The organism is Gallibacter sp. Marseille-QA0791, assembly GCF_965119705.1.
Taxonomy (GTDB): domain Bacteria; phylum Bacillota; class Clostridia; order Peptostreptococcales; family Anaerovoracaceae; genus Lentihominibacter; species Lentihominibacter excrementipullorum.
The window spans coordinates 248,826-271,869 of record NZ_CBCPMH010000001.1; the positions used below are offsets into that span (position 1 = coordinate 248,826).

Sequence of the window (23,044 nt, forward strand, 5' to 3'; positions counted from 1 at the left end):
TGTGCTATAATTATCAAATACCGATAAAGAGGAGGTAGACGATGAAAGTCGCGTTTCATACGCTGGGCTGCAAGGTCAATCAGTATGAGACTGAAGCCATGGCGGAGAAGTTCAGAAAAGAAGGGTATCAGGTAGTGGGCGAGAGGGAGTTGGCCGATGTCTACGTCATAAATACGTGTACGGTCACGGCTGTAGCCGACAAGAAATCCAGGCAGTATATAAGGAAAATGAAAAAGATCAATCCTGAAAGTGTGGTAGTCGTCACCGGATGCTACGCTCAGATAAAGCCGGATGAGGTGTCGTCAGTAGAAGGGGTAGATATCGTTACCGGTACCAACGAAAAGGGGCGGCTGCCGGAATACGTCAGCAGATATATGGACGATGGAGTGAAGCAATTACACATAAAGGGATATGATGAGCTGGACGTCTACGATGAGATGGGTGCTGTCGCCAGTGCGGAAGGCAGGACCAGAGCATATATCAAGATACAGGAGGGATGTAACAGGTTTTGCTCATATTGTGTCATACCGTATGCCAGAGGGAAGGTCAGGAGCAGGGCTCTCCGGGAAATAATCGCCGAGGCAGAGGGGCTGGTGGCGGCCGGGTATAAGGAGCTGGTGCTGACGGGTATAAATACGGCGCTGTATGGGATGGAAAATCGGAGCGGAGCCGGCGGAGCGGACGAAGACGGGGAGGGCGGGATTTACGGTGTGGAGGCTATTATCGCCAGAATGAATGAGATCCCGGGCGATTTCAGGATAAGGCTCAGTTCTCTGGAGCCGGCTGTAGTCAACGCCGATTACGTGAAACGATTATTGAAATATGATAAGCTCTGTCACCATCTCCATTTGTCCGCTCAGAGCGGCAGCGACAATGTCCTTTCAGCCATGAACAGGCCCTATGGAAGGAAGGAATACATGGATATCGTCGAAGTGCTGAAGGCTTTTAATCCGCTTTACGGAATATCAACTGATATCATAGTGGGATTTCCGGGAGAACGGGAGGCTGATTTTCAGGAAAGTGTCAGTCTGGTGGAAAAGTGTGGATTTTGCAGGACTCATGTTTTCAAATATTCCAAGAGGCCATTCACCAGAGCAGCCGGGATGAAAGGCCATATAGCTCCCCAGGTGAAAAACCGCCGCGGCGACGAATTGAGCAGGGCCGGGAAGGAGGCGGCGCGTAGATTTTTCCAGATGAATCTGGGGACATCAGAGAAAGTTTTGCTGGAGGAGATACATCAGGAAAAGATGATGATCACCGGCTATACGGGAAATTACATACGCGTTTATATACCATTTGATGATGAGGCAGCGGCGGAGAGGCTGTTGGGAAAAGTGGTCAGCGTCAGACTCACGGGCCTTTTTGCCGACGGTATGACAGGGGAGATCCTCTGAAAGAGGTGTGACATAAACGTGTTCGAGGCCTGCTTCGGGTCACGGGCGTTGGACTGAGAAAAGTGATCTGCATACATTTTCGTAAAATACGGAAATGTATGCTTTTTTGTTGACAAAATATGGATATTACCATATAATGGATATATGGTAATAAATTACAAAAAAGAAAGGGGCGTGAAACAATGAAGGAATGGTATGAAAAGAGCGAAAGGAGAGCTTTTCTCAGAAATGGTGTGGTCGTATCGGCTGCTGTGGCCATCATAGCCGTCGGGACGGCGACGGCGTTTTTTACAGACAGAGATGGTGTATCAAATATCTTCACTGTAGGCAATATCGATATTTCTCTTGAGGAGCCGGGATGGGATCCGGAAAAGGGCAAGGATATGACTCCTATGGAAGAGGTGGACAAGGATCCGACGGTGGTCAACGAGGGCGCCAATGAAGCCTATGTATTCGTGAGAGTGTCGGTGCCAAGGGCATTGGCAGCTACGGCAGGACAGAACGGAGAATATGTGAAAGCCGAGGTACAGGATCTGTTCCGGTATGATCTGAATCAAGGATGGACTCAGGTAAAAAGTGAGACAGAAGATGGAAAGAGCATATATACATATGGATATACAGGGGATGACGGAAAGATGAGATCGCTGGCCAAAGCCTCCAGGACCGAGCCGGTATTCGACAGTGTGTCGCTGATAAACCTGATAGAAGGACAACTGGATGGGAGCCAGCTGACCATAGAAGTAGAGGCGCTTGCCATACAGACCCGGGATGTAGGGGAAGGAAGGCCTGAAGAGGTGTTGAAGCTGTTGGAAGCCGGATCATAACAGACAGGAGTGGTGATGAGAATGAAGAAGATGGGAAGAAGAGCCACATGGCTGACTGTGTCTTGTCTGGCAGCTGTGACCATGGCTGTTCCTGCGGCGGCTGCGTTTTTCATATCCGCGGAGGAAGGAGTAAACCGCTTTTCCGTCGGAGCAAACGCCAGTCGCATAGAGGAGGAGTTTGGCAGCTACGAGGCATTTGAGAAGGGCAAAAGCTACGGCAAGGAAGTAGCCGTGAGAAACGAAGGAAGCGTCAGTTGTTATGTCAGGGTCTTCGCGGAGATAGAAGATCCGGATGCAGCATCGGTATTGTCTGTAGACTTTAACGAAACGCAGTGGACGGACAGGCAGGAGGACGGGTTTTATTATTACAGAGAGCTGCTGAGGCCTGGGGAGAAGACTGCTCCGCTGTTCACTGAGCTGAGGGCCGGGGCGGATATAGAGAGATTCAGGATGATAGTCATGAGCGAAACCGTGCAGGCAGATGGAGAGGAGGATCCTATCACGGCTTTCGATCCGGTCGGACAAGGAGGAGAACATGAATAGGCGGTGTTCGGGAAAGCTGGCGGCAGTCGCCGGGACGCTGACAGCCATTATTCTCTATCTGTCCATCGGAGCATGGGAGGCCGGCGCCATATCGACAGGAAGAGTGCCGTCCAACAGCACTATCGTTCCTGCCGGCTATGTATTCTCGACAGGCTACAGCAATGCCACATGGATTATAAACAGCGCTTATAAGGACTCGATAAGGGTGATGGACAAGAGATCCGGAGAGGGCTGTATAAGTTTCGTAGTGACGAGAAACAGAGGCGGCACCAGGACTTATACTGATCCGCTGACGGTGATCTACAGCAACGCAGGACAGATCAACGGCAGGAGCGTGGATGTCAGGCTCAAGGTGGAGAAGCTGGTGCAGACGGGGAGCAGCGACAGCAATATCGCCAACTGCGACGGTGAATTTCTCTGCCTCTGGTATTCCGTCAGCGATGTGTCCTCCATGAAGACTACGGGGACACGATACAAGCTGACGCACACGACGGACATATCGTATGAGATAACATACGCAGACAACGGAGCTGTGGTGGAGCTGCCGTGTTTTCAGGCGGTAGCAGATCTGGACACGTTCCAGAACGTAGCATCCGTAGCAGAGGGATTCGTACCTGTATCAGGATACGATACGGCTTATCTTTACCCGGGCAGCGTGTTGGTGCAGAAGAGCGGGGGATTTTTCTCCCCGTCTCAGCTGGAAACCGATGGCAACGATTCGTATATCAAGACCGGGCTTTACATCACGACCGACAACGGCCGGTTCAAAGGGAGATATTACGCGACAAACTGTCGGACGAGACTTCTGGTATACAGTCAGTACAGGGCGGGGATGCTGCCTGAGCCGTCGCTGGAGATAGACGGGACGAAGCCATACGAGCCGGGAGATACAGTGACGATAGATGTGAAGCAGAAGATCGGGACATTTTTCGTGGATACGGTCACAAGATATCCGGAAATGGTCATTGCTGATGACATCCCTGAAGGTCTTTCATACAGATCGGCGAAGGTGCGGGACGCATCCGGGAGAGATGTAACGGCAAAGGGGGATCTGACCTATGATGACGCGTCGAAGAAAGTAACATTCCGGTTTGACGACAGCTTCCTGAAGGATCAGGGAAACTACGACGGCAGCCTTTATACACTGAGGATAATTACGGTGGCGGAGCCTTTAGACGAACCGGTCAGGACTATCGACGACACGGCCTTTTCTGTCATATCGGGGATAGAACAGACCACCAACAGGCAGGAGATAAGTGTAAGGAAACCTTTCAGAGTTGAATACACGTATGTGAGCGGTACAGATGGCAGGAGGCTGCCGGAGGAGATAAGTGCTGAGAGAGGAGCATACGCCGTTTCTGATGAGTCGGTCTACTATCACGGAGATGTCGTTGTAAGAAAAGCCGCACCGGCGGAAGGGACAGCGCTGGAAGTGAAAAACAGAGACGGGACAAGGAAGGGCAGATGGGTGTTGTCATGGGACGCTTCACGGCAGACAGTGGAGAACGGCGATGTGACGTTTACCGGAACGTGGCGGTATGTACCGGAACCGAAGCTGGTGATAGTGAAGCGGCTCAAGGCAGATGCGGAGCAGTTTACGGCATCACACGGAGAACCGACATTCCTGTTCAGGGTGAGCGGAGAAAAATCGGGGAAGACCTGGTATAAGTCGGTGACGTTCAGTGAGGAAGTGATGGAGGCTGTCAAGGAGAACGCAAGATTCGTGGACGAAGATGGTACGTGTTTCACCTTCGGAGACGGATATGTAAAGGCGGAATGCGTCGCCATGCGTTTGCCGGAAGATGACTATACCGTGGAGGAAATTGAAACATTGAGATTTGAAAGCAGAAGCGTTTCAGCCAGGTATCACAGCGATGACAGCAGTGGCGGGGAGATCGCCGCCGCGGCTGACGGCGCCTGTCTGACGATATCGCTCGAACCAAGCGCCTGTGAGCCTGAAGATCCAGGATTCGATGCGGCATATGTCAGCGTATTGTTCGATAATATCAAGACGAGATGGGACAGGTTCTCCCATTGTGATGTGGTGATAAACAAGCTGGAAGGAGGCAGGAGATGAATGGCAGGATGAGGAGAACGTTCGTACCGTTGGTGTTGGGCGCAGTCCTGGCGGCCGGAAGCGCTGCCTCGGCATGGGGTGTGTTGACGCCTTTCTGGGAATCAGGCCGGCGCATCTCTACAGGAGGCATCGATATATCGGTGAAAGCCTGGACAGAGGATGATGGTCATAGGAAGGACGCCGCCGCAGCGACAGTCATCGACGCGGAAAAGATGGTGTCATATGTACCTCAGGTGGAGAACAAAGCAGACAAAGCGTATGTAAGGGTGTCGCTGTCGGCCGACGCGGGAGCGGAGGGAGTGGATCTGACTGAGCACATCTGTGGCGTGAAAGAAGATTGGAAGAAAATCGGCGGATATATGTATTGTACGAAGGTGATGAGTGCCGGGGATATGCTGGATGTGTGCGACGGGTTTACGGTCCCTGAAGAATGGGATTATATGAAAAGCAGAGAAATGGCGGTGAGGATCAGCGCGGATGCCATACAGGCTGAGGGCTTCAGCCCTGATTTCGATTCAGAGGAGCCGTGGGGTGAAGTATCCATAACGGATTCTAAAAAGACTGGCGGTCATCTTGTCAGTGAAGCCGTCTCCGGGAAAAGGCAGGGCGTGCGGGTCATCTGTGATGAAGCGGCGGGCATATGCGTAGGAACAGATGACTTTTCGGATCTGACCTGTCTCATGCCGGGAGATACGAAGACAGGGGTCATCACTGTGAGAAATGACAACCGCGAGGATGTGAAGCTGTTTTTTAAAACCGAGTGGGAGGGTGACGATCTCTCGAAGGTGATGAGGATGAGGGTGGACAACGGGGCGACGGTATACAGCGGAACAGTGGCAGGCGGCAGCTTTTCCAGTTACAGACCGGTGGCAGATCTGAAAGCGGGAGAGGAGAAGGATATCGCGGTGATGATGAGTCTCCCGCCGGAAGCAGATAACAGGTACAGTTTCCAGGAAAGCTGCCAGACCTGGTATTTTGCCGTAGAGGATGAGGCTGTCGGGACGGGAGATGGCAGTACAGTGCTGTGGGCGGCTGCGGTGTGTCTGGTAAGCGGTATATCAGTGATATGCGCAGTGAAGATGAAGAGGAAAAGAGATGAGGAGCTTTAACAGCAGGCGTTTTCCGGCTGCAGCGCCGGTCCGCGTCCTGGCCGCGGTCGTGATATTGACTGCGATGGCGGTAATGGCAGGGATAAGACCTGTAGTCATCGTTTCAGGCTCCATGGAGCCTGAGATACCGACGGGCAGTCTGTGTTTCGTGGATACCCGGGACAGGGCTGCGGCGGAAGGGGATATCGTGATGTATGAGATGGCAGGAGTCTCTGTAGTCCATCGGGTAGAGGACATCGATTTTGACGGAAGATATGTAATGAAGGGAGACAACAACGATACGGCTGATCCGGCTCCTGTGAAAAAGGGAAATATCAAGGGGACAGTGATATCAAGGGTGCCGGGATTGGGGTACGCGGTCTGCATTCTGAGAGAGCCGATGGTTTTAGCGGCGATGTCAGCGGTGCTGTCGATCATTCTTTCACTGGGCTTTGGCAGGAGGCTTCCTGTGGCATCAAAATCATCGAGAAAGTTGTCCGTGAGGATAGCAAAAAAATCAAAGAGGCATTATAATATAGCTGTCGATAATTTTATGAGAGGAGTGAGAAAATGAGCGACTGCGTATTCTGCAAGATAGTATCGGGAGAGATCCCGTCCAACAAGGTATACGAGGACGATGATATCCTCTGCTTCAGGGATCTGGATCCGCAGGCTCCGGTGCATGTGCTGATAATCCCCAAGAAGCACATCGCGTCTCTTGACGATGTGACGGAAGAGGACAAGGAGCTTTTGGGTCATATCATGATAAAGGTCAGGGAGATAGCTGAGACGCTGGGACTTGAAAACGGGTACAGACTGGTCAACAACTGCGGTGAGGATGGCTTTCAGACTGTAAAGCATCTTCATTTCCATCTTTTGGGCAAGAGAAAGATGACATGGCCGCCGGGCTGATGGAAGGGATATCTCTATCATGAAGGTGGTTCATTGGGTCATAGGTATGATATTCTCATTTTCTCTGATAGCCGCGCTGTTGTTTACCAGCTGCGAAATAGCTATATACTCGGATTTTGACGTATATGAGAGAGAATATGAGAAATACGATGTGCTTTCGGAACTGGATATGACCATGGATGATGCCATGTATGTCACTCATGAGATGATGGATTACCTCAGGGGTGACAGAGAGACGTTGTCGGTGGTCACAGACGTGGACGGCAAACGGCAGGATTTCTTCAATCAGCAGGACAGATTCCACATGTCTGAGGTGAGAGGACTCTTTCTGGGAGGCATGGCCATCAGGGCAGGAGCCTGCGTGTCGATGGTCGTATGCATCATCCTGCTCCTGTTGATGAAAGCAGATGTCAGGAGGATATTACCGTCCTCATATCTGATCGCGCTGGCAGCGGTGGGACTGTCCCTGGCAGTGGCAGGGGTCATGGCTCTGGTGGATTTCAACGCGGTATTCGTGATGTTCCACCATCTGTTCTTCGATAATGACCTCTGGATATTCGATCCGGCGGAAGATTACATGATAAGGATGCTGCCGGAAGGACTGTTTGCGGACATGGCCGCGAGGATAGGCGTGATATTCGCGGCAGGGCTGGTGATATCGCTGATTTTGAGCATAGCAGCAAGGAGATCCTCGAAGCGGGATAGGAGAAGGGCGTTGCGAGAGCCGGAGGACGCGCATTGAAAAAGCGCCGGCACATCAATGATGGACAGGCGCGTTAAAAGTCCGGATATATCAAAGTAGTTTGAGATTTTTAAGGGAAAGGTCGAGGATGGGAGCTGAATGAGTAAGCGCGCCGCTGGAGATGTAGTCTACACCGATGTCGGCCAGCTGTTTGATATTCTCTCTTGTCACGTTGCCGGAGCATTCCGTCACGGCTTTTCCTTTTGCCATTTCTACGGCTTTTCGCATGTCGTCGACAGACATGTTGTCCAGCATTATTATCTCCGCTCCGGCATCGATGGCCTCCCGGACCATCTGCAGGTTTTCCGTTTCAACTTCTATCTTTATTACGAAGGGAGCATATCGGCGGGCCATTTGTATGGCCTGAGTGATACCGCCAGCGGCGTTTATATGGTTGTCCTTAAGCATGACGCCGTCTGACAGATTGTATCGGTGGTTATATCCTCCGCCTACCTTGACAGCGTATTTTTCAAAGATCCTCATATTAGGAGTGGTTTTGCGGGTGTCCAGCAGTTTTGTGCCGCTTCCCTCCAGGATATCAGCCAAGGATCTTGTGTAGGTGGCGATGCCGCTCATGCGCTGGAGGAAGTTGAGGGCGGTCCTTTCACCTGACAGGATGGCTCGCGCGTCTCCCGTAACTGTGGCTATGAGCTGACCTTTTGCGATGCGGTCTCCATCTTTGACGCAGGCGTCTGCAGTAGTGTCGGCATCCAGCAGCTGAAAGACGCGTCTGAATACATCGAGTCCTGCTATAATCCCATCCTCCTTGCAGAGGAGTTGAGCGGAAGCGCGGCGCGGTTCTTTTATTACTGAATTTGTGGAGATATCCTCGGAGGATATGTCTTCCCTAAGAGCCGCCTGTATGAGGTGATCCATATTGTTTTTCATAGTTATATCGTTTATCATGCTGACTCCTTTTTATCGTTTTCTATAGCTGTGAGTATTTTTTCCTTATTGTCCTTCATATATTTTTCTTTATCGCTGTATCTGTCAAGCTCCAGGTCGTATATATCGGAAAGCTGCTCTGTGGTCATGTCCAGGAATTGAGTGTAGCGGTCTGTCCCGTCCGCGCCATCCGTGCGGCTTTTCGTGATGTGGATCGCGGCGCTTCTGGCGAAGACGAGGCTTTCCAGAAGTGAATTGCTGGCAAGTCTGTTGGCTCCATGGACTCCGTTGCAGCACGTTTCGCCGGATGCGTAAAGATGATCCATGGATGTGTGACTGTTGAGATCGACATCTACACCGCCCATGAAGTAGTGCTGGGCGGGAACGACAGGGATCCATTCCTGGGTGATATCGTAGCCATGCTCCAGACATTTGCTGTAGATGTTAGGAAAGCGTTTCTTTACATCTACATCCTTTATGGTGAGAAAGGACAGCCAGACGTGATCCGTACCGTCCTTTTCCATCTGACGGAATATGGCATTGGATACCACGTCTCTTGGCAGCAGTTCGTCGATGAAACGATCTCCGTCTTTGCCGTAGAGCTGCGCACCCTCTCCACGTACTGATTCCGATATGAGAAAGCGCCTGTCTTCATCTTTTGAAAAGAGCGTGGTGGGATGTATCTGGATGTAGCTGATGTTTTTGAGCTTTATATTCCTCCTGAGAGAAATGGCCAGCGCATCTCCCGTCAGGTGGGCGAAATTTGTCGAGTTGTCGTATATCCCGCCTATCCCTCCGCAGGCCCACATGACGTTGTCGGCGAAGACAGCTTCCAGCTGTCCCTCCTGAGAAGCCATGAGGATGCCGTCGCAGCATCCATTCCGGCAGAGTATGTCCAGCATGGTCGTATGGGTGAGGATCGTTATGTTATTTTTTTCTTTTACCCGGTTCAGAAGCTTGCTGGTGATCTCCTGTCCGGTTATATCCTCGTGGTACAGTATCCTGTTGGTGGAATGAGCGCCTTCCCTGGTGAAGGCCAGGTGACCGGAATCCTTTTGAAATTCCACGCCGTATCCTATCAGTTCCCCGATGACGTCCCGGGAGCTTCGTATCATGAAGTCGACGGATTCGGCTCTGTTTTCATAATGGCCGGCCCTCATGGTATCTTCGAAGAAGCTGTCATAATCGTCTTCGTCCTTCAGGACGCATATGCCGCCCTGAGCCAGGAAGGAATCGCTTTCTTCCAGGTCTCCTTTTGTTATCATCAGGATATCCATGTCATCGGGAAGGTGGAGGGCGGTGAAACATCCGGCTACACCGGTGCCGACGATGATGATATCGTATTTGTTTTTCATGACAGTTAACGCCTTCTTTCTATCTGATATATATGATCATATGGACAGCTCGAGCATTCTTTCCATAGGCTTGCGGGCAGCTTCCTCCAGGGCTTTATCCATGGAAATGCCCTCATTGTCGTTTTCCAGGACTGAGATGATATTATCCAGGGTTATCTTTTTCATACCGGAGCATATCTGGGGAGGTTCGGTGGTGAAGAATTCTTTGTCGGGATTGTTTTTCCTCAGTTCATAGAGGACGCCCGCTTCGGTCAATACTATGAATTGACTGCTGCCGCTCTTCGCCGCGTGATTTATGATACCGGAGGTGCTTCCGACATAGTCTGCCAGAGCCAGGACTTCCGGCCGTGATTCGGGGTGAGCCATGACGATGGCCGCCGGATATCTTTTCTTCAACGCGGATACCTCTTCCTTCGTCACGTTATGGTGGACATGGCAGAATCCGTCGTTGAATATGAAGTCCTTTTCGGGAAGCTGCTCCGCGATGAAATGAGCCAGGTTTGTATCGGGGATAAAATAGATGTTCCTGTTGGGCAGAGAGCTTACTATTTTGAGGGCGTTGGATGATGTGACGCATACGTCGCTGCAGGCCTTAAGCTCCGCAGTCGAGTTCACATAACAGACGACAGCCACATCGTCATACTTTTGCCTGATGGTCTGTATCTTATCAGCATCGGCCATGTGAGCCATAGGGCAGTCGGCGGTCATGTCCGGAAGGAGGACTCTCTTTTCCGGATTGAGGATCTTTGCGCTTTCTCCCATGAACGAGACACCGCAAAGCACTATGGTGTCGGCGGTCACTTTTGTGGCTGTTTCACTGAGATAGTAGGAATCGCCTACATAGTCCGCCAGCTGCTGTATTTCGTCGGCCACATAGTAGTGAGCCATGATGACCGCGTTTTTTTCTTTTTTGAGCGCTTCTATCTTATTGATTTTTTCATTCATTTTCAAACTCCTTTGCTGTGCCGTACCGGTCGTGTGCCGGTCGGTGAGCTGTATGTCAAATTGTATTGAGTATAACATTTTTGACGGAATTTAACAAGACAAATGTCTTTTATAGTGTCATGACATATCGAGGGGGCGAGGAGAAGAGATATGATCTGCTTCATACAGTCAGACTTGTGGAAAACCGAAGGTCTTGTTGTAATCCGGCGCTTACAGTGGTATCATGTATACATAAGGATAAAAGTTGAACGGGAGGAGGATCGAGATGGATCTCAGAAGCTCTAAAGAATTCCCTTTTTCTGCGGAAACGGCATGGAAGGCGCTTCATCAGACGAGTCGGCTCGATGTCGAGCCGGGAACGGTCATAAAGGATATCTCCGAGACTGAGTGGGAAACTTACAATAGTGAGACGGGTTCTCAAACGAAATATGTCGCTGAGTTTGATGACGAAAACAGACGAGTTACCATCGAGGGCGCCAGCAATAAGAAGAGCAACCATGACTTCATATACCTGACACTGAAGGAAATCGCGGAAGAACGTGTGGAACTGATCCTTGAGATAGAGATAAATACAGGAACACATTTCCTCGCGAAAGCTTTGGGAGCGATGATCGCGAAACCGGCTCAGGAGATAATTTCCCGTCACATCTATCAGAATTTCGAGGCGTTATGTACCGGAGCGGGGACGAGGACTATGTCATCTGATGATTTGAAAGCAGAGGCAGCAAAAGTGTATAAGAAGTGAGTAGAAAGGGAAGACGGCTGAGATAAAAAAATCTTGCATAAATCCCCATAAAATAGTATAATAGCAACGTTATAGGCGAGCCGTTTTTAGGTTTACAAAGATTTCTGTAAAGTCAGGAGGTGAAATGGGAAATGGCACAGGTAATAGTCAGAGAAAATGAAAGCCTGGAAAGCGCTTTGAAGAGATTCAAGAGATCTTGCGCGAGAGATGGAGTTATGTCTGAACTGAGAAAGAGAGAACATTACGAAAAACCTAGCGTAAAGAGAAAGAAGAAGTCTGAAGCTGCTAGAAAGAAGGCTAAAAAGTATTAATGGGAACAGACTTAAAAGATCAGAGGTGTTTTGATTGACCTTAAAAGAAAGATTGAACGCTGACTTTAAGGAAGCGATGAAGAACAAGGAAAAGGTGCGTAAGGACACCATAAGCTTCGTAAGAGCTGCCATCAAGCAGTTCGAAGTGGATAACAGGGAAGAAATCGACGATGCCGGGATTGCCTCCATCTTAGCCAAACAGGTGAAGATGAGAAAAGATGCCCTCGCTGATTTTGAATCGGCCGGAAGAACGGATCTCATAGAAGCCTATAACGCGGAAATCGAAGTCCTTACGGAATACATGCCTAAACAGCTTACCGATGAAGAGATAATGGATGTGATCCAGAAAACCGCGGCGGATCTGGGTATAGAGAAAGGCAGCGGAAAGGCATCCATGGGCAAGCTCATGGGAGCGACGATGCCTAAGGTAAAAGGCGTTGCGGACGGTAACAATGTAAAGGCAGCGGTAGAGCGATTCCTTGGATAGCGATGACATATGGACAGGATCAAAGAGCGATGCTGATTGAAAGATATCGGCACCGCTTTTTTGTATAAAGAAAACCCGGTTTTTATCGGCTCTGTGAGGATCGAAAATACTGCGGCAACCGGGTCTTATCGGTTTTTTACCTATATTTTACTTTTTTTATTGAATGTAGATAAAATTTTCAACGTTCGTGGTCTCTCATGACCATGACGAGTCCATTAAAGCCGGCAAAAGGCCACCCCGGCCCTTTACATAAAAAGTCCGGATTGCTCAACCCCATTGGATTTTAGCTACATTTTTCTTTTTTCGTGAAATGTAGGTACTTTTGCTGTTGGCTGTGGGATCAGCGTGAGAAGCTTTGGAGCTGCCTGCGTAAAAACGCCAGTTGACATTGCCTGATGGAAGTGACACAATTATCCTATATATGTAGCGAGGGCAGGAAAGTCAGGTGATGGATTTGTTTTTACCGATAGATAAAAGAGATATGGAAGCGAGGGGATGGGAGCAGGCTGATTTCGTCCTGGTGACGGGAGACGCTTATGTGGATCATCCGTCTTTCGGTACGGCCATCATAAGCAGATTGTTGGAGTCTCATGGCTTCAAGGTGGCGATACTGGCTCAGCCGGGATGGAAGGACTTTTCGGATTTTAAACGGTTCGGCAAGCCCAGGCTTGGCTTCCTTATCAATAGCGGCAATGTGGATTCCATGGTAAACCACTATTCTGTCTTCAGACACAGGAGAAAGCGGGATGTTTATTCACCGGGCGGCAAGGCGGGCAGGCGGCCCGACAGGGCAGTCATCGTTTACTGCAACAGGGCCAGGGAGGCATACAAGGATGTGCCTGTGATAATAGGTGGTCTGGAGGCCAGCCTCAGGAGGCTGGGCCATTATGATTACTGGGACGATAAGGTAAGGCGTTCCATAATGATGGACTCCCGGGCCGATATACTGATTTATGGGATGGGTGAACGGGCCATGGTGGAGATCGCTGAAGCGCTGGATGCCGGGATAGATGTCAGGGATATTACGTGGATAAATGGGACTTGTGTACGGATGAAAGACCCGGGCATCCAGGAGGACGATGTGATCCTGCCGGATTTCCGGGATATCGTCTCGTCCAAAGAGGAATATTGCCGCAGTTTTGCGATGCAGTACAGAAGCAACGACGCTGTGACAGGAACCCGGCTCATAGAGAAGTATGACGGAAGCAATTTCGTAGTGCAGAATCCGCCTCAGCCGCCGTTGGAAAGGGATGAATTGGACGAGCTGTACAGTCTGGACTATATGAGGGATTATCATCCATGCTATGAGAAGGACGGCGGCATCCCGGCCATAGAAGAGGTGAAGTTCAGCATAACGGCCAACAGAGGTTGCTTTGGCGGCTGCGCGTTCTGCGCTATAACATATCATCAGGGCAGGGAGGTCAGGAGCCGCAGTCAGGAGTCCATAGTGGAGGAAGTGAGAAAGCTGACGAAGATGAAGGGGTTCAAAGGATATATCCACGACGTGGGAGGCCCTACAGCCAATTTCCGCCATCCATCCTGTGCCAGGCAGCGGAAGCATGGTATGTGCCGCAACAGAGATTGTCTCTATCCTGAACCGTGCAGGCAGTTGGATACAGATCATGAAGAGTATCTGCGGGTCTTGAAAGCTGTTCGTAACGCAGAGGGCGTCAAAAAGGTATTCATAAGATCAGGGATAAGGTACGACTACCTGTTAGCTGATGGGAACGAACGATTCATGGAGGAGCTATGCAGCCATCACGTCAGCGGGATACTTAAGGTGGCGCCGGAGCACGTATCACAGCGGGTGCTGAAAAACATGAGAAAACCTCCTATAGAGGTGTTCGAGCGGTTCGGGAAGATATATCGGGAAACAAACAGGAGACTCGGGAAGAAGCAGTATATGCTCCCTTATTTCATATCATCCCATCCGGGGAGCAGTCTGGAGGATGCCATAGAGCTGGCGCTGTACATGAAGAAGACGGGATTCGTCCCCGATCAGGTACAGGACTTCTATCCGACACCAGGGACGCTGGCCACATGCATGTATTATACGGAGAGAGATCCATTTACCATGGAAAAGGTGTATGTAGCTAAGGACGTCGAGGAAAAGCGGATGCAGAGGGCATTGATGCATTTCAATAAGAAGGAGAACAGGGAAACGGTGAAGAAGGCGCTGAAAAAAGCAGGGCGCCAGGATCTTATGGGGGTGCTGCTCAAATGATAGGTACTGCTAGATTCGATGAGATCGGAGAAGCTTTCAGGGAAGGCTACAGACAATATGAAGAAGCCTTGTCTTCTGTCGATGGAGGGAAATTCCAGGTCTCGGAAGAATATGGAGGAGCAGCTGAAAACAGGATAGCTGTCGGAGACAATCTGCGATACATGGCGTATCTTCTGAGAGAGGGAGCCATGGAAGGGAAAATACAGCTCATTTATGTGGATCCGCCGTTTTTTTCCAACAGCAAATACGAGGCGTCCCTCAGGCTGTGCTCCGAAAAGCTGGGGACATCAAAGGTGCTGAAGGTGGGAGCATATGACGACAGGAAGAAATCCGGGTTGGCTGGATATCTTGCCATGCTCACCGCCAGGTTTTTCATGATGAGAGACCTGCTTTCAAAATCGGGATGTTTGTGGGTCCATCTGGATTGGCATGTAGTCCACTATGTGAAAGTGATATTGGACGGTATCTTCGGGGAAGAGAATTTTATAAACGAGATAATATGGACGTATAAATCAGGCGGATCCAGCAAAAAAAGCTTCGCCAGGAAACACGATAATTTGCTGGTCTACGCCGGAGGGGAGAAATACAAGTTCAGGCCGTTGAAGGAAAAATCCTATAACCGGGAGATGAAGCCTTACAGATTCAAAGGGGTGGAGGAATTCAGGGATGAAAACGGATGGTATACCATGGTCAATATGAAGGATGTGTGGAGCATCGACATGGTGGGGAGGACTTCCTCCGAGCGGAACGGCTATGCTACTCAGAAGCCGGAAAAGCTGCTGTATCGCATAATAGAGGCCTGCAGCGACGAAGGTGACATATGCGCTGACTTTTTTGCGGGATCGGGGACCTTGGGAACAGTGTGTCAAAAGACCGGCAGGAACTGGATCATGTGTGACCAGAGCAGTCTGGCGGCTGCATCTCAGATAGAGCGTGTAGGCGCTTTGAAAGGCGGGAGTTTTGTCGTGGAAAGGGAGCATCGCGAAGGGTGCGAAGAAGCGATGGGAAAACCGGAGGTCTCTGTGAAGTTAAAGGGCGGCGAAGGCCCGGTCGCGGTAACGCTGGACAGGTACAGACTGCCCGTCGGCGGCTTGGTGACAGCGGAGGGCAGAGGCTACGGGGGCGGTGAGGTCCAGGCGGAAGTAGAGCGGTATCTGGCCGACGATCCTCTGTGTCTGGTGAAGTGCTGGAGCGTGGACTGGGATCATGACGGGCAGATCCACAGAGCGTCAGCTCTGCTGCCGGGGATGGAGCGGAGCTGTCAGATGGCTTGCGAGGAGGCTGCATCGAAGGCTGCGTCCGATGGAAATGGCGCCGGCAGGATCGTCAGCGTTGTCGGATACGATGTGTTCGGAGGCCGGTTCGAGACGGTGGCGCGGAGATAAGACACAGGTGCGGGTCGTTCACGCCAAAGCGGGCCCGGAGCTTATCAAAACATGAAAAGACGAAAAAATGTCCTGGAGATGTGTCAAATGACATTTCCGGGATTTTTTTATAACCAGGAAAAATATTGGGCTTTGATTCTAAAACTATTGTTTTTACAAGATATATATATTGACAAAATAAAACAGGGGGGGGGTATAATATACGGGATAAAAGCCAATGTCGAGTTTAAATTGATCTAGGAGGAAAAACATTATGAAAAAGGCTTTAGTGATCGCATTGACCCTGCTGATGACGGTCGCGTTCTCTTCTACTGCCTTCGCGGCGACTGTGACGGAAGGATGGACGACACGAGATAACAACACGCCTATAGAGCCTGTAGGAAAAACGATAACGATTCCGGATACAGCAATAGGCGGAGCAAGTACCTACGCAATCAGAGGTGATGCTATCGATGGCACGAAAACGTATGAGGCGATAGTAGATCTGAGCAAAGAGTATCAGCATGGCGAACTTTTCTGTATCAGTTTGGGGTTCGGTACTGATGCGGATACATATAATACTGAATTTTCAGTATGTACTCAGAAGAGCGGTGATGATTTCATTGTGTCGGCAGGCGTTGCCGGAGCAGATAGTATCACGGTAACAGAACCAGGAATCTATACGTATCAGTGGACCGTTTCCAAATCAGCGGATGAAATCAGTGCAAGCTTTGAAATCGCCGAGCTTGGACAGACTTTGGAATTCGCTGATGAGGGGGAACTCGCGAAACTTCAAGATTCGACAGTTGTAAGATATCTGTGGGCATTTGGAGGCGGCGCTGATCCTTCATCGTATCAGTTGGATAGAGATCTGGTGCTCTATACTGCAAAGCCTGAAATCCAGGGTGTCAGCGTAGTTGACGGGACTGACGGATATACTCCGGTTGAGATACCTCAGGTGGGACAAAAGCTTACTGCCAATGTGACTGTTGACGAAGGTACGGTAGGTTCGTATCCTGTGGATGAGAATATTTCTTATGTATGGTCCTATGAAGATTCGGATACTGTTCTTGGGACAGAGCCCGTTTATACTGTAACAGAAGATAACCTGGGCAAGAAGATCGTCCTTACGGTCAGCGGCGGTAACCACGGATATGCCGGAATAGCAAGCTGGTCTGCAACTGACGTTGTAGGCGCTGAACCTGGTGAAGAGCCTACTGAGCCGGGCACGGATGATCCGACGACCGGAGACAGCCAGGATGGTACTGCTGTGGGGAACACTGACAAGGGCAACGGACAGCCGAAGACAGGAGACAGCAGCAATGTGCTGCCGTTTGTGGCTCTCTTGACGCTGGCCGCGGCAGCAGGAACGGCTGTAGCTGTTAAGAGAAGAACAAATCAGTAGGATCCAGGGAAAAACTGAGATAAAAGAGGTACAGGACTCGGCGCGATAGGGGCTGAGAACTGGAATCTGGATGTTGAAGAGGCTTCGGAGCATAGCAGCAGGGATGATCCGGGCCTCTTTGATTTTTCCATTCGGCTGTGCGGCGTGACTAACGGTCTTGACAGAGATGGGCCAGCCAGTTCGCGGCTCTTGTGCCGGATCTTTACTTTTTCTCTGAGATCCGGCACCTTTGACACAAATTGTTGCCGCCTTTTCGATTATTGAAAGAGATACGGCAAGCCTATTGCCGTATCCTCTTTGCGAAGCAAAAATTCGGCAAGTTTATTCAAAAAATTTCCGGGGCAATGCGGTTTGATGTCGTTAAATCAACAGATATATTCATTTGCGTGCCGGATGATCTTTGATCAAAAGGTATTCGGCAAATACTCGTGTCAACACTGCCGGATCATTGTCTGTTTCATGAAATTCGGCAAATGCTTGTGTCGGTACTGCCGGATTTTCTAAAGCTGGTAAAAATCCGGCACGAAAGCCTGCCACGAAAGCTTGTCGGGAAAGTCTGCCAGGTATCTCAACAAGGCTCGCGGACTCGCGCACAGGAGTCGCATGCCAATTTACCACAAAAAACATCTTGCATGGCATATTCATTTGGTGCTATAATATCAGAGTAATTTTTGTGCGCAAAAGATATGAGAATAAGGAAGACGGCAATGAGTTGGGGTCTGGTTTATCCTTCTCACCCAAAACGCCCGAGACCTTATCTTTTTTCTTTTTTGCGCATTTTTAAATGATTTTCGGTGGGCTTGGTGTGCGATGATAAGAGGTGGAGTCATGAAGAAGTACATATTTGTTACAGGTGGAGTAGTTTCAGGACTGGGAAAAGGGATAACGGCAGCGTCGCTGGGAAGGCTGCTGAAGGCCAGAGGGCTTAGGGTCTCTGCTCAGAAGCTGGATCCGTATATCAACGTAGATCCGGGGACCATGAGTCCGTATCAGCACGGAGAAGTGTTCGTGACAGAGGATGGCGCAGAGACAGATCTGGATCTGGGCCATTATGAGAGATTCATCGACGAGGATCTCAACAAGTATTCGAATCTGACGACGGGGAAGGTATACTGGAATGTGCTCAACAAGGAGAGGAAGGGGGAGTATCTTGGCAGCACGGTGCAGGTGATACCACATATAACTAATGAGATAAAAGATTTCATATACAATGTGGGAAAGACCAGCAATGCTGATGTGATAATAACGGAGATAGGCGGGACCGTGGGAGATATAGAAAGCCAGCCGTTCCTCGAGGCCATAAGGCAGGTCTCGCTGGAGCAGGGAAAGGAAAACTGTCTGTTCATCCACGTCACGCTGGTACCGTACCTGAAGAGTTCAGGGGAACATAAATCGAAGCCGACTCAGCATTCGGTAAAAGAATTGAGGACAATGGGCATATCTCCTGATATAATAGTGATGAGATCAGACGAGCCTATCGATGAGGGCATTGCGGAAAAGATATCTCTGTTTTGCAATGTCAAGCCGGACTGTGTCATAGAGAACAAGACTTTGCCGGTCCTGTATGAGGCGCCACTGATGCTGGAAAAATCCAGATTTTCATGGATCGTGTGCAGGGAACTGGGGATAAACGCAGGGCCTTGCGAGATGACTGAGTGGGAAGCTATGGTAGACAGGATAAAGGCCAGAAAAGAGTGCGTACGCATCGCTATCGTAGGTAAGTATGTCAAGCTTCACGACGCCTATCTTTCCGTAGCGGAGGCCCTTAAGCACGGCGGATATGAGAACGGTTGCCATATCGACATCAAGTGGGTGGAAGCGGAAGATGTGAACGGGGATTCCGTTTCACAGCTATTGGGTGATGTGGACGGTATACTGGTCCCGGGCGGCTTTGGCGACAGAGGTATAGAAGGAAAGATAACGGCGGCCAGGTATGCCAGGGAAGAAAGGATACCGTATTTTGGCATATGTCTGGGGATGCAGATCGCAGCCATAGAGTTCGCACGCGGTGTGCTGGGCCTGGATGATGCCGATTCGGGAGAGTTCAGCGAAACTTGCGATCATAAGATAATAGATTTCATGCCTGACCAGTACGGTGATATCCCCAAGGGCGGGACTATGCGCCTGGGTGCTTATCCGTGTGTCGTGACAGCGGGGACCATAATGGAAAGAGCCTATGGTACCAGAGAGATATCAGAACGTCACAGACACAGATACGAGTTCAACAATGAGTACAGGGAAGCCTTCGAAGGGAACGGCATGAGGATAGCAGGGACATCGCCTGACGGCAGGCTGGTGGAAGCCATCGAGCTGGAGGATCATCCGCATTACGTGGGTGTACAGTACCATCCGGAGTTCAAAAGCCGGCCTAACAAAGCCCATCCGCTGTTCAGAGAATTCATAAAGTCCGCCTTCGAGAACAGAAAAAGATAAGACGACAGGAGGAAATCAAAGGGACATGTACATAAGGAACAATACGCTGGCGGTCATATTCAGAGTGATATTCATCATAGTATGCGGAGCCGGGATAGTGATGAGACTGATGGGAACCGGTTCGATCATAGGAACGGTCCTGGGCGAGTTCGCGCTGGTAGCCAATGCCGCGGCACTGATATATTTCGCATATCTGATAATAGCCAGACCGGGATACGAGAGAGGCGCGCTGAGGGGAGCAGTGACCATTTACATGGTGATAACGTTCATCGTCTACTATTTCATGTATTTCGGGACGGCGCTGTCGCGTCCGGAACAGCTGTCGGTGGCGGGTTACCTGTTATACTTTGTGGCGCCCCTGATGGCGTTGGCTGATTATCTGTTGTTTTGCAGGAAAGGAGAATTTACGGCATACAGCCCGGTCGTATGGGCTATAATACCAGTGCTTTTCAACATTGCCGTCTTTATTGTCAACAGGTTGGGATTTGCTATGGATACCATCCCGTATTTCAATCTGATGGGAATGAATCTGATCGCTACGTTGTTCATCTTTCTGGGTATAAGCTACCTGCTTTTCGTCATAGACAATATGATGGCCGGGAGGAGACGTTAATGCTCGCGTCATGTATTCCAAGGAGGCAGTCTCATGGGAACGAGGCAGCCTCCTGCTTTTTATCTCTTTTTATGTAAATACTTTTCTCTGGTAGCAAGACCACCTCTGATGTGGCGTTCAGCCTTGTTGTTGTCCAACACCTCTTTTACCTCAGCGGCAAGTCCGGGATTGATCTCATGGAGCCGCTCGGTGATATCCTTGTGCACCGTGGATTTGGAGACTCTGAATTTGGCCGCAGTGCTCCTGACCGTCGCGCCGGTCTCCACGATGTAGCGGGCCAGTTCCAGTACCCGCTCCTCGATGTAATCTTTCATAGTATTGACAGTTCACCACCCCTTGATTTATTAACTTTTCAGTCAAAACAATATATGTCGGAATTTAAAAAATATACTTGCTTTGGATTTTCGGTGTAAATTTCTTTTGTGTGGTAAAACTAAGCGATAACTGATAAAATGAAAGGAGCAGGCGATGTTTCCCATATCGCGTTTTAATGATATGATGTTCAATGAAGAAGTGGGGATAGACCTGGGTACGGCCAATGTGCTCATATATGTAGACGGAAAAGGAATAGTACTGGAAGAGCCGTCGGTGGTGGCTATAAACAGGGACACCAAGGAAATACTGGCAGTTGGCAGCGAGGCCAAGCGGATGATAGGCAGGACGCCGGGCAATATTTCCGCCGTAAGACCGCTGCGGGACGGTGTGATCTCAGATTATGACGTTACGGAAAAGATGCTGCAGTATTTCATAAAGAAGACATGCGGCGGCAATCGTTTCTTCAAGCCGAGGCTGGTGGTATGTGTGCCCAGCGGAGTCACCGAGGTTGAAAAACGGGCGGTGAAGGAGGCGGCGCTCCAGGCCGGCGGCGGAGCGGTATATCTGATAGAGGAGCCGGTGGCTGCAGCCATAGGTGCGGGGATAGATATCACCGCGCCGGAAGGTATCATGATAATAGATATAGGTGGAGGCACTACCGATATTGCCGTCATTTCCATGGGCGGCATAGTGACAAGCACTTCGGTCAAGATGGCCGGTGACAAGTTCGACGACCACATCGTCAAGTACATGAGAAAAAAGTACAGACTGTTCATAGGGGACAGGATGGCGGAGAAGTTGAAACGGGAAGCCGGAATGGCATCTTCGGAGGAGGAATCGCTCATTACGCTGTGCAAGGGAAGAGACCTTGTGACGGGCCTCCCAAGGACAGTAGAGGTAAGGTCAGAGGAGATCCTGGAGGCTCTGGAGGAGCCTCTGGACATCATATGCGAGGCGACTCATGGAGTGTTGGAGAAGACGCCTCCCGAGCTGGCGGCTGATGTGGGTGAGCGAGGTATCGTCATAACAGGCGGAGGCGCTCACCTGAGAGGGCTGAACAGGAGGATAGAGGAGCGGACAGGGATCAGGACGGTAATAGCTGACGACGCGGATCTGTGTGTAGTGAGAGGTACCGGTGAAGCGCTTAAATTCATAGATGTGATAAGCAGGAACAGTTTGAACAGGAGAGAGACGTATATATGAGACTGGAACTTATAGCGACGGCCACATTCGGGCTGGAGGCCGTAGTGAAGCGTGAGATAGAGCAGCTGGGGTACAGGATACTGAAGACAGAGGATGGCAAGGTGACCTATATGGGGGATGAAAGAGCCATAGTCAGATCCAATCTGTGGCTGCGGAGTGCCGACAGGGTACTGCTGAAAATGGCAGAATTTGAGGCCAGAGAGTTTGAAGAACTGTTCCAGCGAACCAAGGCTCTGGACTGGGAACAGCTCGTCCCGCTGGACGGAAAGTTCACCGTCACGGGAACATCGGTGAAATCCAGGCTTCACAGCGTGCCGGCATGTCAGAAGATCGTCAAGAAGGCTATTGTGGAAAAGCTGAAGGAATTTTACGATGTGGAGACTTTCCCCGAGACTGGAGCCCAGTACACGGTCAAGGCCACTATATTGAAAGACAGAGTCACACTGACCATAGATACCAGTGGGGCGGGTCTTCACAAGAGGGGATACAGGCAGGCTGATGTGGCGGCGCCTATAAAGGAAACGCTGGCGGCAGCGCTGGTACAGCTCTCCTTCTGGAAAGCCGGGCGTATACTGGTGGATCCATGCTGCGGCTCAGGTACTATACCAATAGAGGCCGCCATGATAGGCAGGAACATCGCGCCGGGGCTCAACAGGAGCTTTGCCTGCGAAGAATGGGAGCTGATAGAAAAGGATATCTGGAGGGAGGAGAAGAAGGCGGCGTTTCAGGCTATCGACTATAACGCAGAGCTGGAGATATACGGATACGATATAAATGGCAGAGCGGTCAGAGCCGCTATGGAAAATGCTCAGGAGGCGGGCGTCGATGACTGCATAGTATTCAGGCGGCAGGATGTGGCGAAGCTGGAACCCACAGGAGAAAACGGTATCATCATCGTCAATCCTCCTTATGGTGAGAGGATAGGCGAGGAGGCACAGATCAAGGAGATATACAAGGCTCTTGGCGGATTTTTAAAAGATTATCCCGACTGGTCACTCTTCATGATAACGACGGATAAGGAGGCGGAAGAAAGGGTGGCGGGCCGGAAGGCCGACAGGCGCAGGAAGCTGTATAACGGCAGGCTGGAAACGTGTTACTACCAGTTCCATGGTCAGAGAAGGACATTAGAGGGAAGATAAGGCATCTCACATAAAAAAGCTCCTCCGGGAGATAATATAT

General features: G+C 50.3%; 23 protein-coding genes. 18 read left to right on the forward strand and 5 right to left on the reverse strand.

All coding sequences use genetic code 11. From position 1 onward, the window contains the following. Window positions 1-41 precede the first annotated feature (41 nt). The 8 genes from mtaB to ACQY69_RS01265 all read left to right on the forward strand — a co-directional run bounded on the left by mtaB (window position 42) and on the right by ACQY69_RS01265 (window position 7,580). Complete coding sequence (gene mtaB, locus ACQY69_RS01230) at window positions 42-1,394, forward strand: tRNA (N(6)-L-threonylcarbamoyladenosine(37)-C(2))-methylthiotransferase MtaB (RefSeq protein WP_428257942.1); 1,353 nt, start codon at window positions 42-44, stop codon at window positions 1,392-1,394. Window positions 1,395-1,576: 182 nt separating this feature from the next. Beyond that, complete coding sequence (locus ACQY69_RS01235) at window positions 1,577-2,218, forward strand: SipW-dependent-type signal peptide-containing protein (RefSeq protein WP_428257943.1); 642 nt, start codon at window positions 1,577-1,579, stop codon at window positions 2,216-2,218. Between the two features lie 15 nt (window positions 2,219-2,233). Further along, entirely contained in the window at window positions 2,234-2,761 is a 528-nt protein-coding gene (locus tag ACQY69_RS01240; RefSeq protein WP_428257945.1) for a hypothetical protein, read from the forward strand. Next, on the forward strand, window positions 2,754-4,838 hold the full coding sequence (locus tag ACQY69_RS01245; protein WP_428257946.1) for an SHIRT domain-containing protein: 2,085 nt from the start codon (window positions 2,754-2,756) through the stop codon (window positions 4,836-4,838). The genes ACQY69_RS01240 and ACQY69_RS01245 overlap by 8 nt, the downstream gene beginning before the upstream one ends. Continuing rightward, the gene (locus tag ACQY69_RS01250; protein WP_428257947.1) at window positions 4,835-5,947 is read left to right on the forward strand and encodes a hypothetical protein; all 1,113 of its coding nucleotides are present in this window, start codon (window positions 4,835-4,837) and stop codon (window positions 5,945-5,947) included. The genes ACQY69_RS01245 and ACQY69_RS01250 overlap by 4 nt, the downstream gene beginning before the upstream one ends. Continuing rightward, window positions 5,934-6,500 (forward strand): signal peptidase I, encoded by a 567-nt coding sequence (locus ACQY69_RS01255; RefSeq protein WP_428257949.1) that lies wholly within the window; start codon window positions 5,934-5,936, stop codon window positions 6,498-6,500. The genes ACQY69_RS01250 and ACQY69_RS01255 overlap by 14 nt, the downstream gene beginning before the upstream one ends. After that, window positions 6,497-6,838 (forward strand): histidine triad nucleotide-binding protein, encoded by a 342-nt coding sequence (locus ACQY69_RS01260; protein ID WP_428257951.1) that lies wholly within the window; start codon window positions 6,497-6,499, stop codon window positions 6,836-6,838. Before ACQY69_RS01255 ends, ACQY69_RS01260 begins: the two co-directional genes overlap by 4 nt. Window positions 6,839-6,857: 19 nt before the next feature. Then, a complete protein-coding gene (locus ACQY69_RS01265; RefSeq protein ID WP_428257953.1) occupies window positions 6,858-7,580 on the forward strand; it encodes a TIGR01906 family membrane protein in 723 nt (240 codons plus the stop codon). Window positions 7,581-7,631: 51 nt separating this feature from the next. Here ACQY69_RS01265 and nadC read toward each other — a convergent pair whose 3' ends face one another. The 3 genes from nadC to nadA are packed head-to-tail and all read right to left on the reverse strand — an operon-like array spanning window position 7,632 to window position 10,765. Continuing rightward, window positions 7,632-8,486, reverse strand: coding sequence for a carboxylating nicotinate-nucleotide diphosphorylase (nadC, locus tag ACQY69_RS01270; RefSeq protein WP_428257954.1), 855 nt, complete (start codon window positions 8,484-8,486; stop codon window positions 7,632-7,634). Further along, on the reverse strand, window positions 8,483-9,820 hold the full coding sequence (locus ACQY69_RS01275) for an L-aspartate oxidase (protein WP_428257956.1): 1,338 nt from the start codon (window positions 9,818-9,820) through the stop codon (window positions 8,483-8,485). Before ACQY69_RS01275 ends, nadC begins: the two co-directional genes overlap by 4 nt. A 36-nt stretch (window positions 9,821-9,856) precedes the next feature. After that, window positions 9,857-10,765, reverse strand: coding sequence for a quinolinate synthase NadA (nadA, locus tag ACQY69_RS01280; protein WP_428257957.1), 909 nt, complete (start codon window positions 10,763-10,765; stop codon window positions 9,857-9,859). Between the two features lie 265 nt (window positions 10,766-11,030). Between nadA and ACQY69_RS01285 the strand changes: the two genes are divergently transcribed. The 6 genes from ACQY69_RS01285 (at window position 11,031) to ACQY69_RS01310 (ending at window position 17,301) form a co-directional block, all read left to right on the forward strand. Then, complete coding sequence (locus ACQY69_RS01285; protein WP_428257959.1) at window positions 11,031-11,510, forward strand: hypothetical protein; 480 nt, start codon at window positions 11,031-11,033, stop codon at window positions 11,508-11,510. 131 nt (window positions 11,511-11,641) lie between these two features. Then, window positions 11,642-11,821, forward strand: coding sequence for a 30S ribosomal protein S21 (rpsU, locus tag ACQY69_RS01290; RefSeq protein WP_022146591.1), 180 nt, complete (start codon window positions 11,642-11,644; stop codon window positions 11,819-11,821). A 34-nt stretch (window positions 11,822-11,855) separates the two neighbouring features. Continuing rightward, a complete protein-coding gene (locus ACQY69_RS01295; RefSeq protein ID WP_428257961.1) occupies window positions 11,856-12,308 on the forward strand; it encodes a GatB/YqeY domain-containing protein in 453 nt (150 codons plus the stop codon). A gap of 448 nt (window positions 12,309-12,756) precedes the next feature. Then, entirely contained in the window at window positions 12,757-14,532 is a 1,776-nt protein-coding gene (locus ACQY69_RS01300; protein WP_428257963.1) for a YgiQ family radical SAM protein, read from the forward strand. Further along, window positions 14,529-15,917 carry a DNA-methyltransferase gene (locus ACQY69_RS01305; protein ID WP_428257965.1) on the forward strand — a complete coding sequence of 463 codons (1,389 nt, stop codon included), beginning with the start codon at window positions 14,529-14,531 and terminating at the stop codon, window positions 15,915-15,917. Before ACQY69_RS01300 ends, ACQY69_RS01305 begins: the two co-directional genes overlap by 4 nt. 253 nt (window positions 15,918-16,170) lie before the next feature. Next, on the forward strand, window positions 16,171-17,301 hold the full coding sequence (locus tag ACQY69_RS01310) for an LPXTG cell wall anchor domain-containing protein (protein WP_428257967.1): 1,131 nt from the start codon (window positions 16,171-16,173) through the stop codon (window positions 17,299-17,301). Between the two features lie 378 nt (window positions 17,302-17,679). On the opposite strand, the gene ACQY69_RS01315 is transcribed toward ACQY69_RS01310, so the two are convergent. Next, window positions 17,680-17,928, reverse strand: a complete 249-nt coding sequence (locus ACQY69_RS01315; protein WP_428257968.1) for a hypothetical protein — start codon at window positions 17,926-17,928, stop codon at window positions 17,680-17,682. Window positions 17,929-18,129: 201 nt separating this feature from the next. On the opposite strand from ACQY69_RS01315, the gene ACQY69_RS01320 reads away from it, so the two are divergent. Further along, on the forward strand, window positions 18,130-19,734 hold the full coding sequence (locus ACQY69_RS01320) for a CTP synthase (RefSeq protein WP_428257970.1): 1,605 nt from the start codon (window positions 18,130-18,132) through the stop codon (window positions 19,732-19,734). A 25-nt stretch (window positions 19,735-19,759) separates the two neighbouring features. Next, window positions 19,760-20,347 (forward strand): hypothetical protein, encoded by a 588-nt coding sequence (locus ACQY69_RS01325; protein WP_428257971.1) that lies wholly within the window; start codon window positions 19,760-19,762, stop codon window positions 20,345-20,347. A 59-nt stretch (window positions 20,348-20,406) separates the two neighbouring features. On the opposite strand, the gene spoIIID is transcribed toward ACQY69_RS01325, so the two are convergent. Continuing rightward, a complete protein-coding gene (gene spoIIID, locus ACQY69_RS01330; protein ID WP_428257973.1) occupies window positions 20,407-20,661 on the reverse strand; it encodes a sporulation transcriptional regulator SpoIIID in 255 nt (84 codons plus the stop codon). A 181-nt stretch (window positions 20,662-20,842) separates the two neighbouring features. Here spoIIID and ACQY69_RS01335 point away from each other — a divergent pair, with 181 nt between their 5' ends. Together ACQY69_RS01335 and ACQY69_RS01340 are read left to right on the forward strand one after the other, a co-directional pair. Then, window positions 20,843-21,865 (forward strand): rod shape-determining protein, encoded by a 1,023-nt coding sequence (locus ACQY69_RS01335; protein WP_428260987.1) that lies wholly within the window; start codon window positions 20,843-20,845, stop codon window positions 21,863-21,865. After that, the gene (locus tag ACQY69_RS01340; RefSeq protein ID WP_428257974.1) at window positions 21,862-23,004 is read left to right on the forward strand and encodes a THUMP domain-containing class I SAM-dependent RNA methyltransferase; all 1,143 of its coding nucleotides are present in this window, start codon (window positions 21,862-21,864) and stop codon (window positions 23,002-23,004) included. Before ACQY69_RS01335 ends, ACQY69_RS01340 begins: the two co-directional genes overlap by 4 nt. The last annotated feature ends 40 nt before the right edge of the window (window positions 23,005-23,044 follow it).

Bases quoted from the DNA above. Each gene is read 5' to 3' on its own strand.
- mtaB (WP_428257942.1), top strand. From the start codon at position 42: ATGAAAGTCGCGTTTCATACGCTGGGCTGCAAGGTCAATCAGTATGAG.
- ACQY69_RS01235 (WP_428257943.1), top strand. From the start codon at position 1,577: ATGAAGGAATGGTATGAAAAGAGCGAAAGGAGAGCTTTTCTCAGAAAT.
- ACQY69_RS01240 (WP_428257945.1), top strand. From the start codon at position 2,234: ATGAGAATGAAGAAGATGGGAAGAAGAGCCACATGGCTGACTGTGTCT.
- ACQY69_RS01245 (WP_428257946.1), top strand. From the start codon at position 2,754: ATGAATAGGCGGTGTTCGGGAAAGCTGGCGGCAGTCGCCGGGACGCTG.
- ACQY69_RS01250 (WP_428257947.1), top strand. From the start codon at position 4,835: ATGAATGGCAGGATGAGGAGAACGTTCGTACCGTTGGTGTTGGGCGCA.
- ACQY69_RS01255 (WP_428257949.1), top strand. From the start codon at position 5,934: ATGAGGAGCTTTAACAGCAGGCGTTTTCCGGCTGCAGCGCCGGTCCGC.
- ACQY69_RS01260 (WP_428257951.1), top strand. From the start codon at position 6,497: ATGAGCGACTGCGTATTCTGCAAGATAGTATCGGGAGAGATCCCGTCC.
- ACQY69_RS01265 (WP_428257953.1), top strand. From the start codon at position 6,858: ATGAAGGTGGTTCATTGGGTCATAGGTATGATATTCTCATTTTCTCTG.
- nadC (WP_428257954.1), bottom strand. From the start codon at position 8,486: ATGATAAACGATATAACTATGAAAAACAATATGGATCACCTCATACAG.
- ACQY69_RS01275 (WP_428257956.1), bottom strand. From the start codon at position 9,820: ATGAAAAACAAATACGATATCATCATCGTCGGCACCGGTGTAGCCGGA.
- nadA (WP_428257957.1), bottom strand. From the start codon at position 10,765: ATGAATGAAAAAATCAATAAGATAGAAGCGCTCAAAAAAGAAAAAAAC.
- ACQY69_RS01285 (WP_428257959.1), top strand. From the start codon at position 11,031: ATGGATCTCAGAAGCTCTAAAGAATTCCCTTTTTCTGCGGAAACGGCA.
- rpsU (WP_022146591.1), top strand. From the start codon at position 11,642: ATGGCACAGGTAATAGTCAGAGAAAATGAAAGCCTGGAAAGCGCTTTG.
- ACQY69_RS01300 (WP_428257963.1), top strand. From the start codon at position 12,757: ATGGATTTGTTTTTACCGATAGATAAAAGAGATATGGAAGCGAGGGGA.
- ACQY69_RS01305 (WP_428257965.1), top strand. From the start codon at position 14,529: ATGATAGGTACTGCTAGATTCGATGAGATCGGAGAAGCTTTCAGGGAA.
- ACQY69_RS01310 (WP_428257967.1), top strand. From the start codon at position 16,171: ATGAAAAAGGCTTTAGTGATCGCATTGACCCTGCTGATGACGGTCGCG.
- ACQY69_RS01315 (WP_428257968.1), bottom strand. From the start codon at position 17,928: ATGTTTTTTGTGGTAAATTGGCATGCGACTCCTGTGCGCGAGTCCGCG.
- ACQY69_RS01320 (WP_428257970.1), top strand. From the start codon at position 18,130: ATGAAGAAGTACATATTTGTTACAGGTGGAGTAGTTTCAGGACTGGGA.
- ACQY69_RS01325 (WP_428257971.1), top strand. From the start codon at position 19,760: ATGTACATAAGGAACAATACGCTGGCGGTCATATTCAGAGTGATATTC.
- spoIIID (WP_428257973.1), bottom strand. From the start codon at position 20,661: ATGAAAGATTACATCGAGGAGCGGGTACTGGAACTGGCCCGCTACATC.
- ACQY69_RS01335 (WP_428260987.1), top strand. From the start codon at position 20,843: ATGATGTTCAATGAAGAAGTGGGGATAGACCTGGGTACGGCCAATGTG.
- ACQY69_RS01340 (WP_428257974.1), top strand. From the start codon at position 21,862: ATGAGACTGGAACTTATAGCGACGGCCACATTCGGGCTGGAGGCCGTA.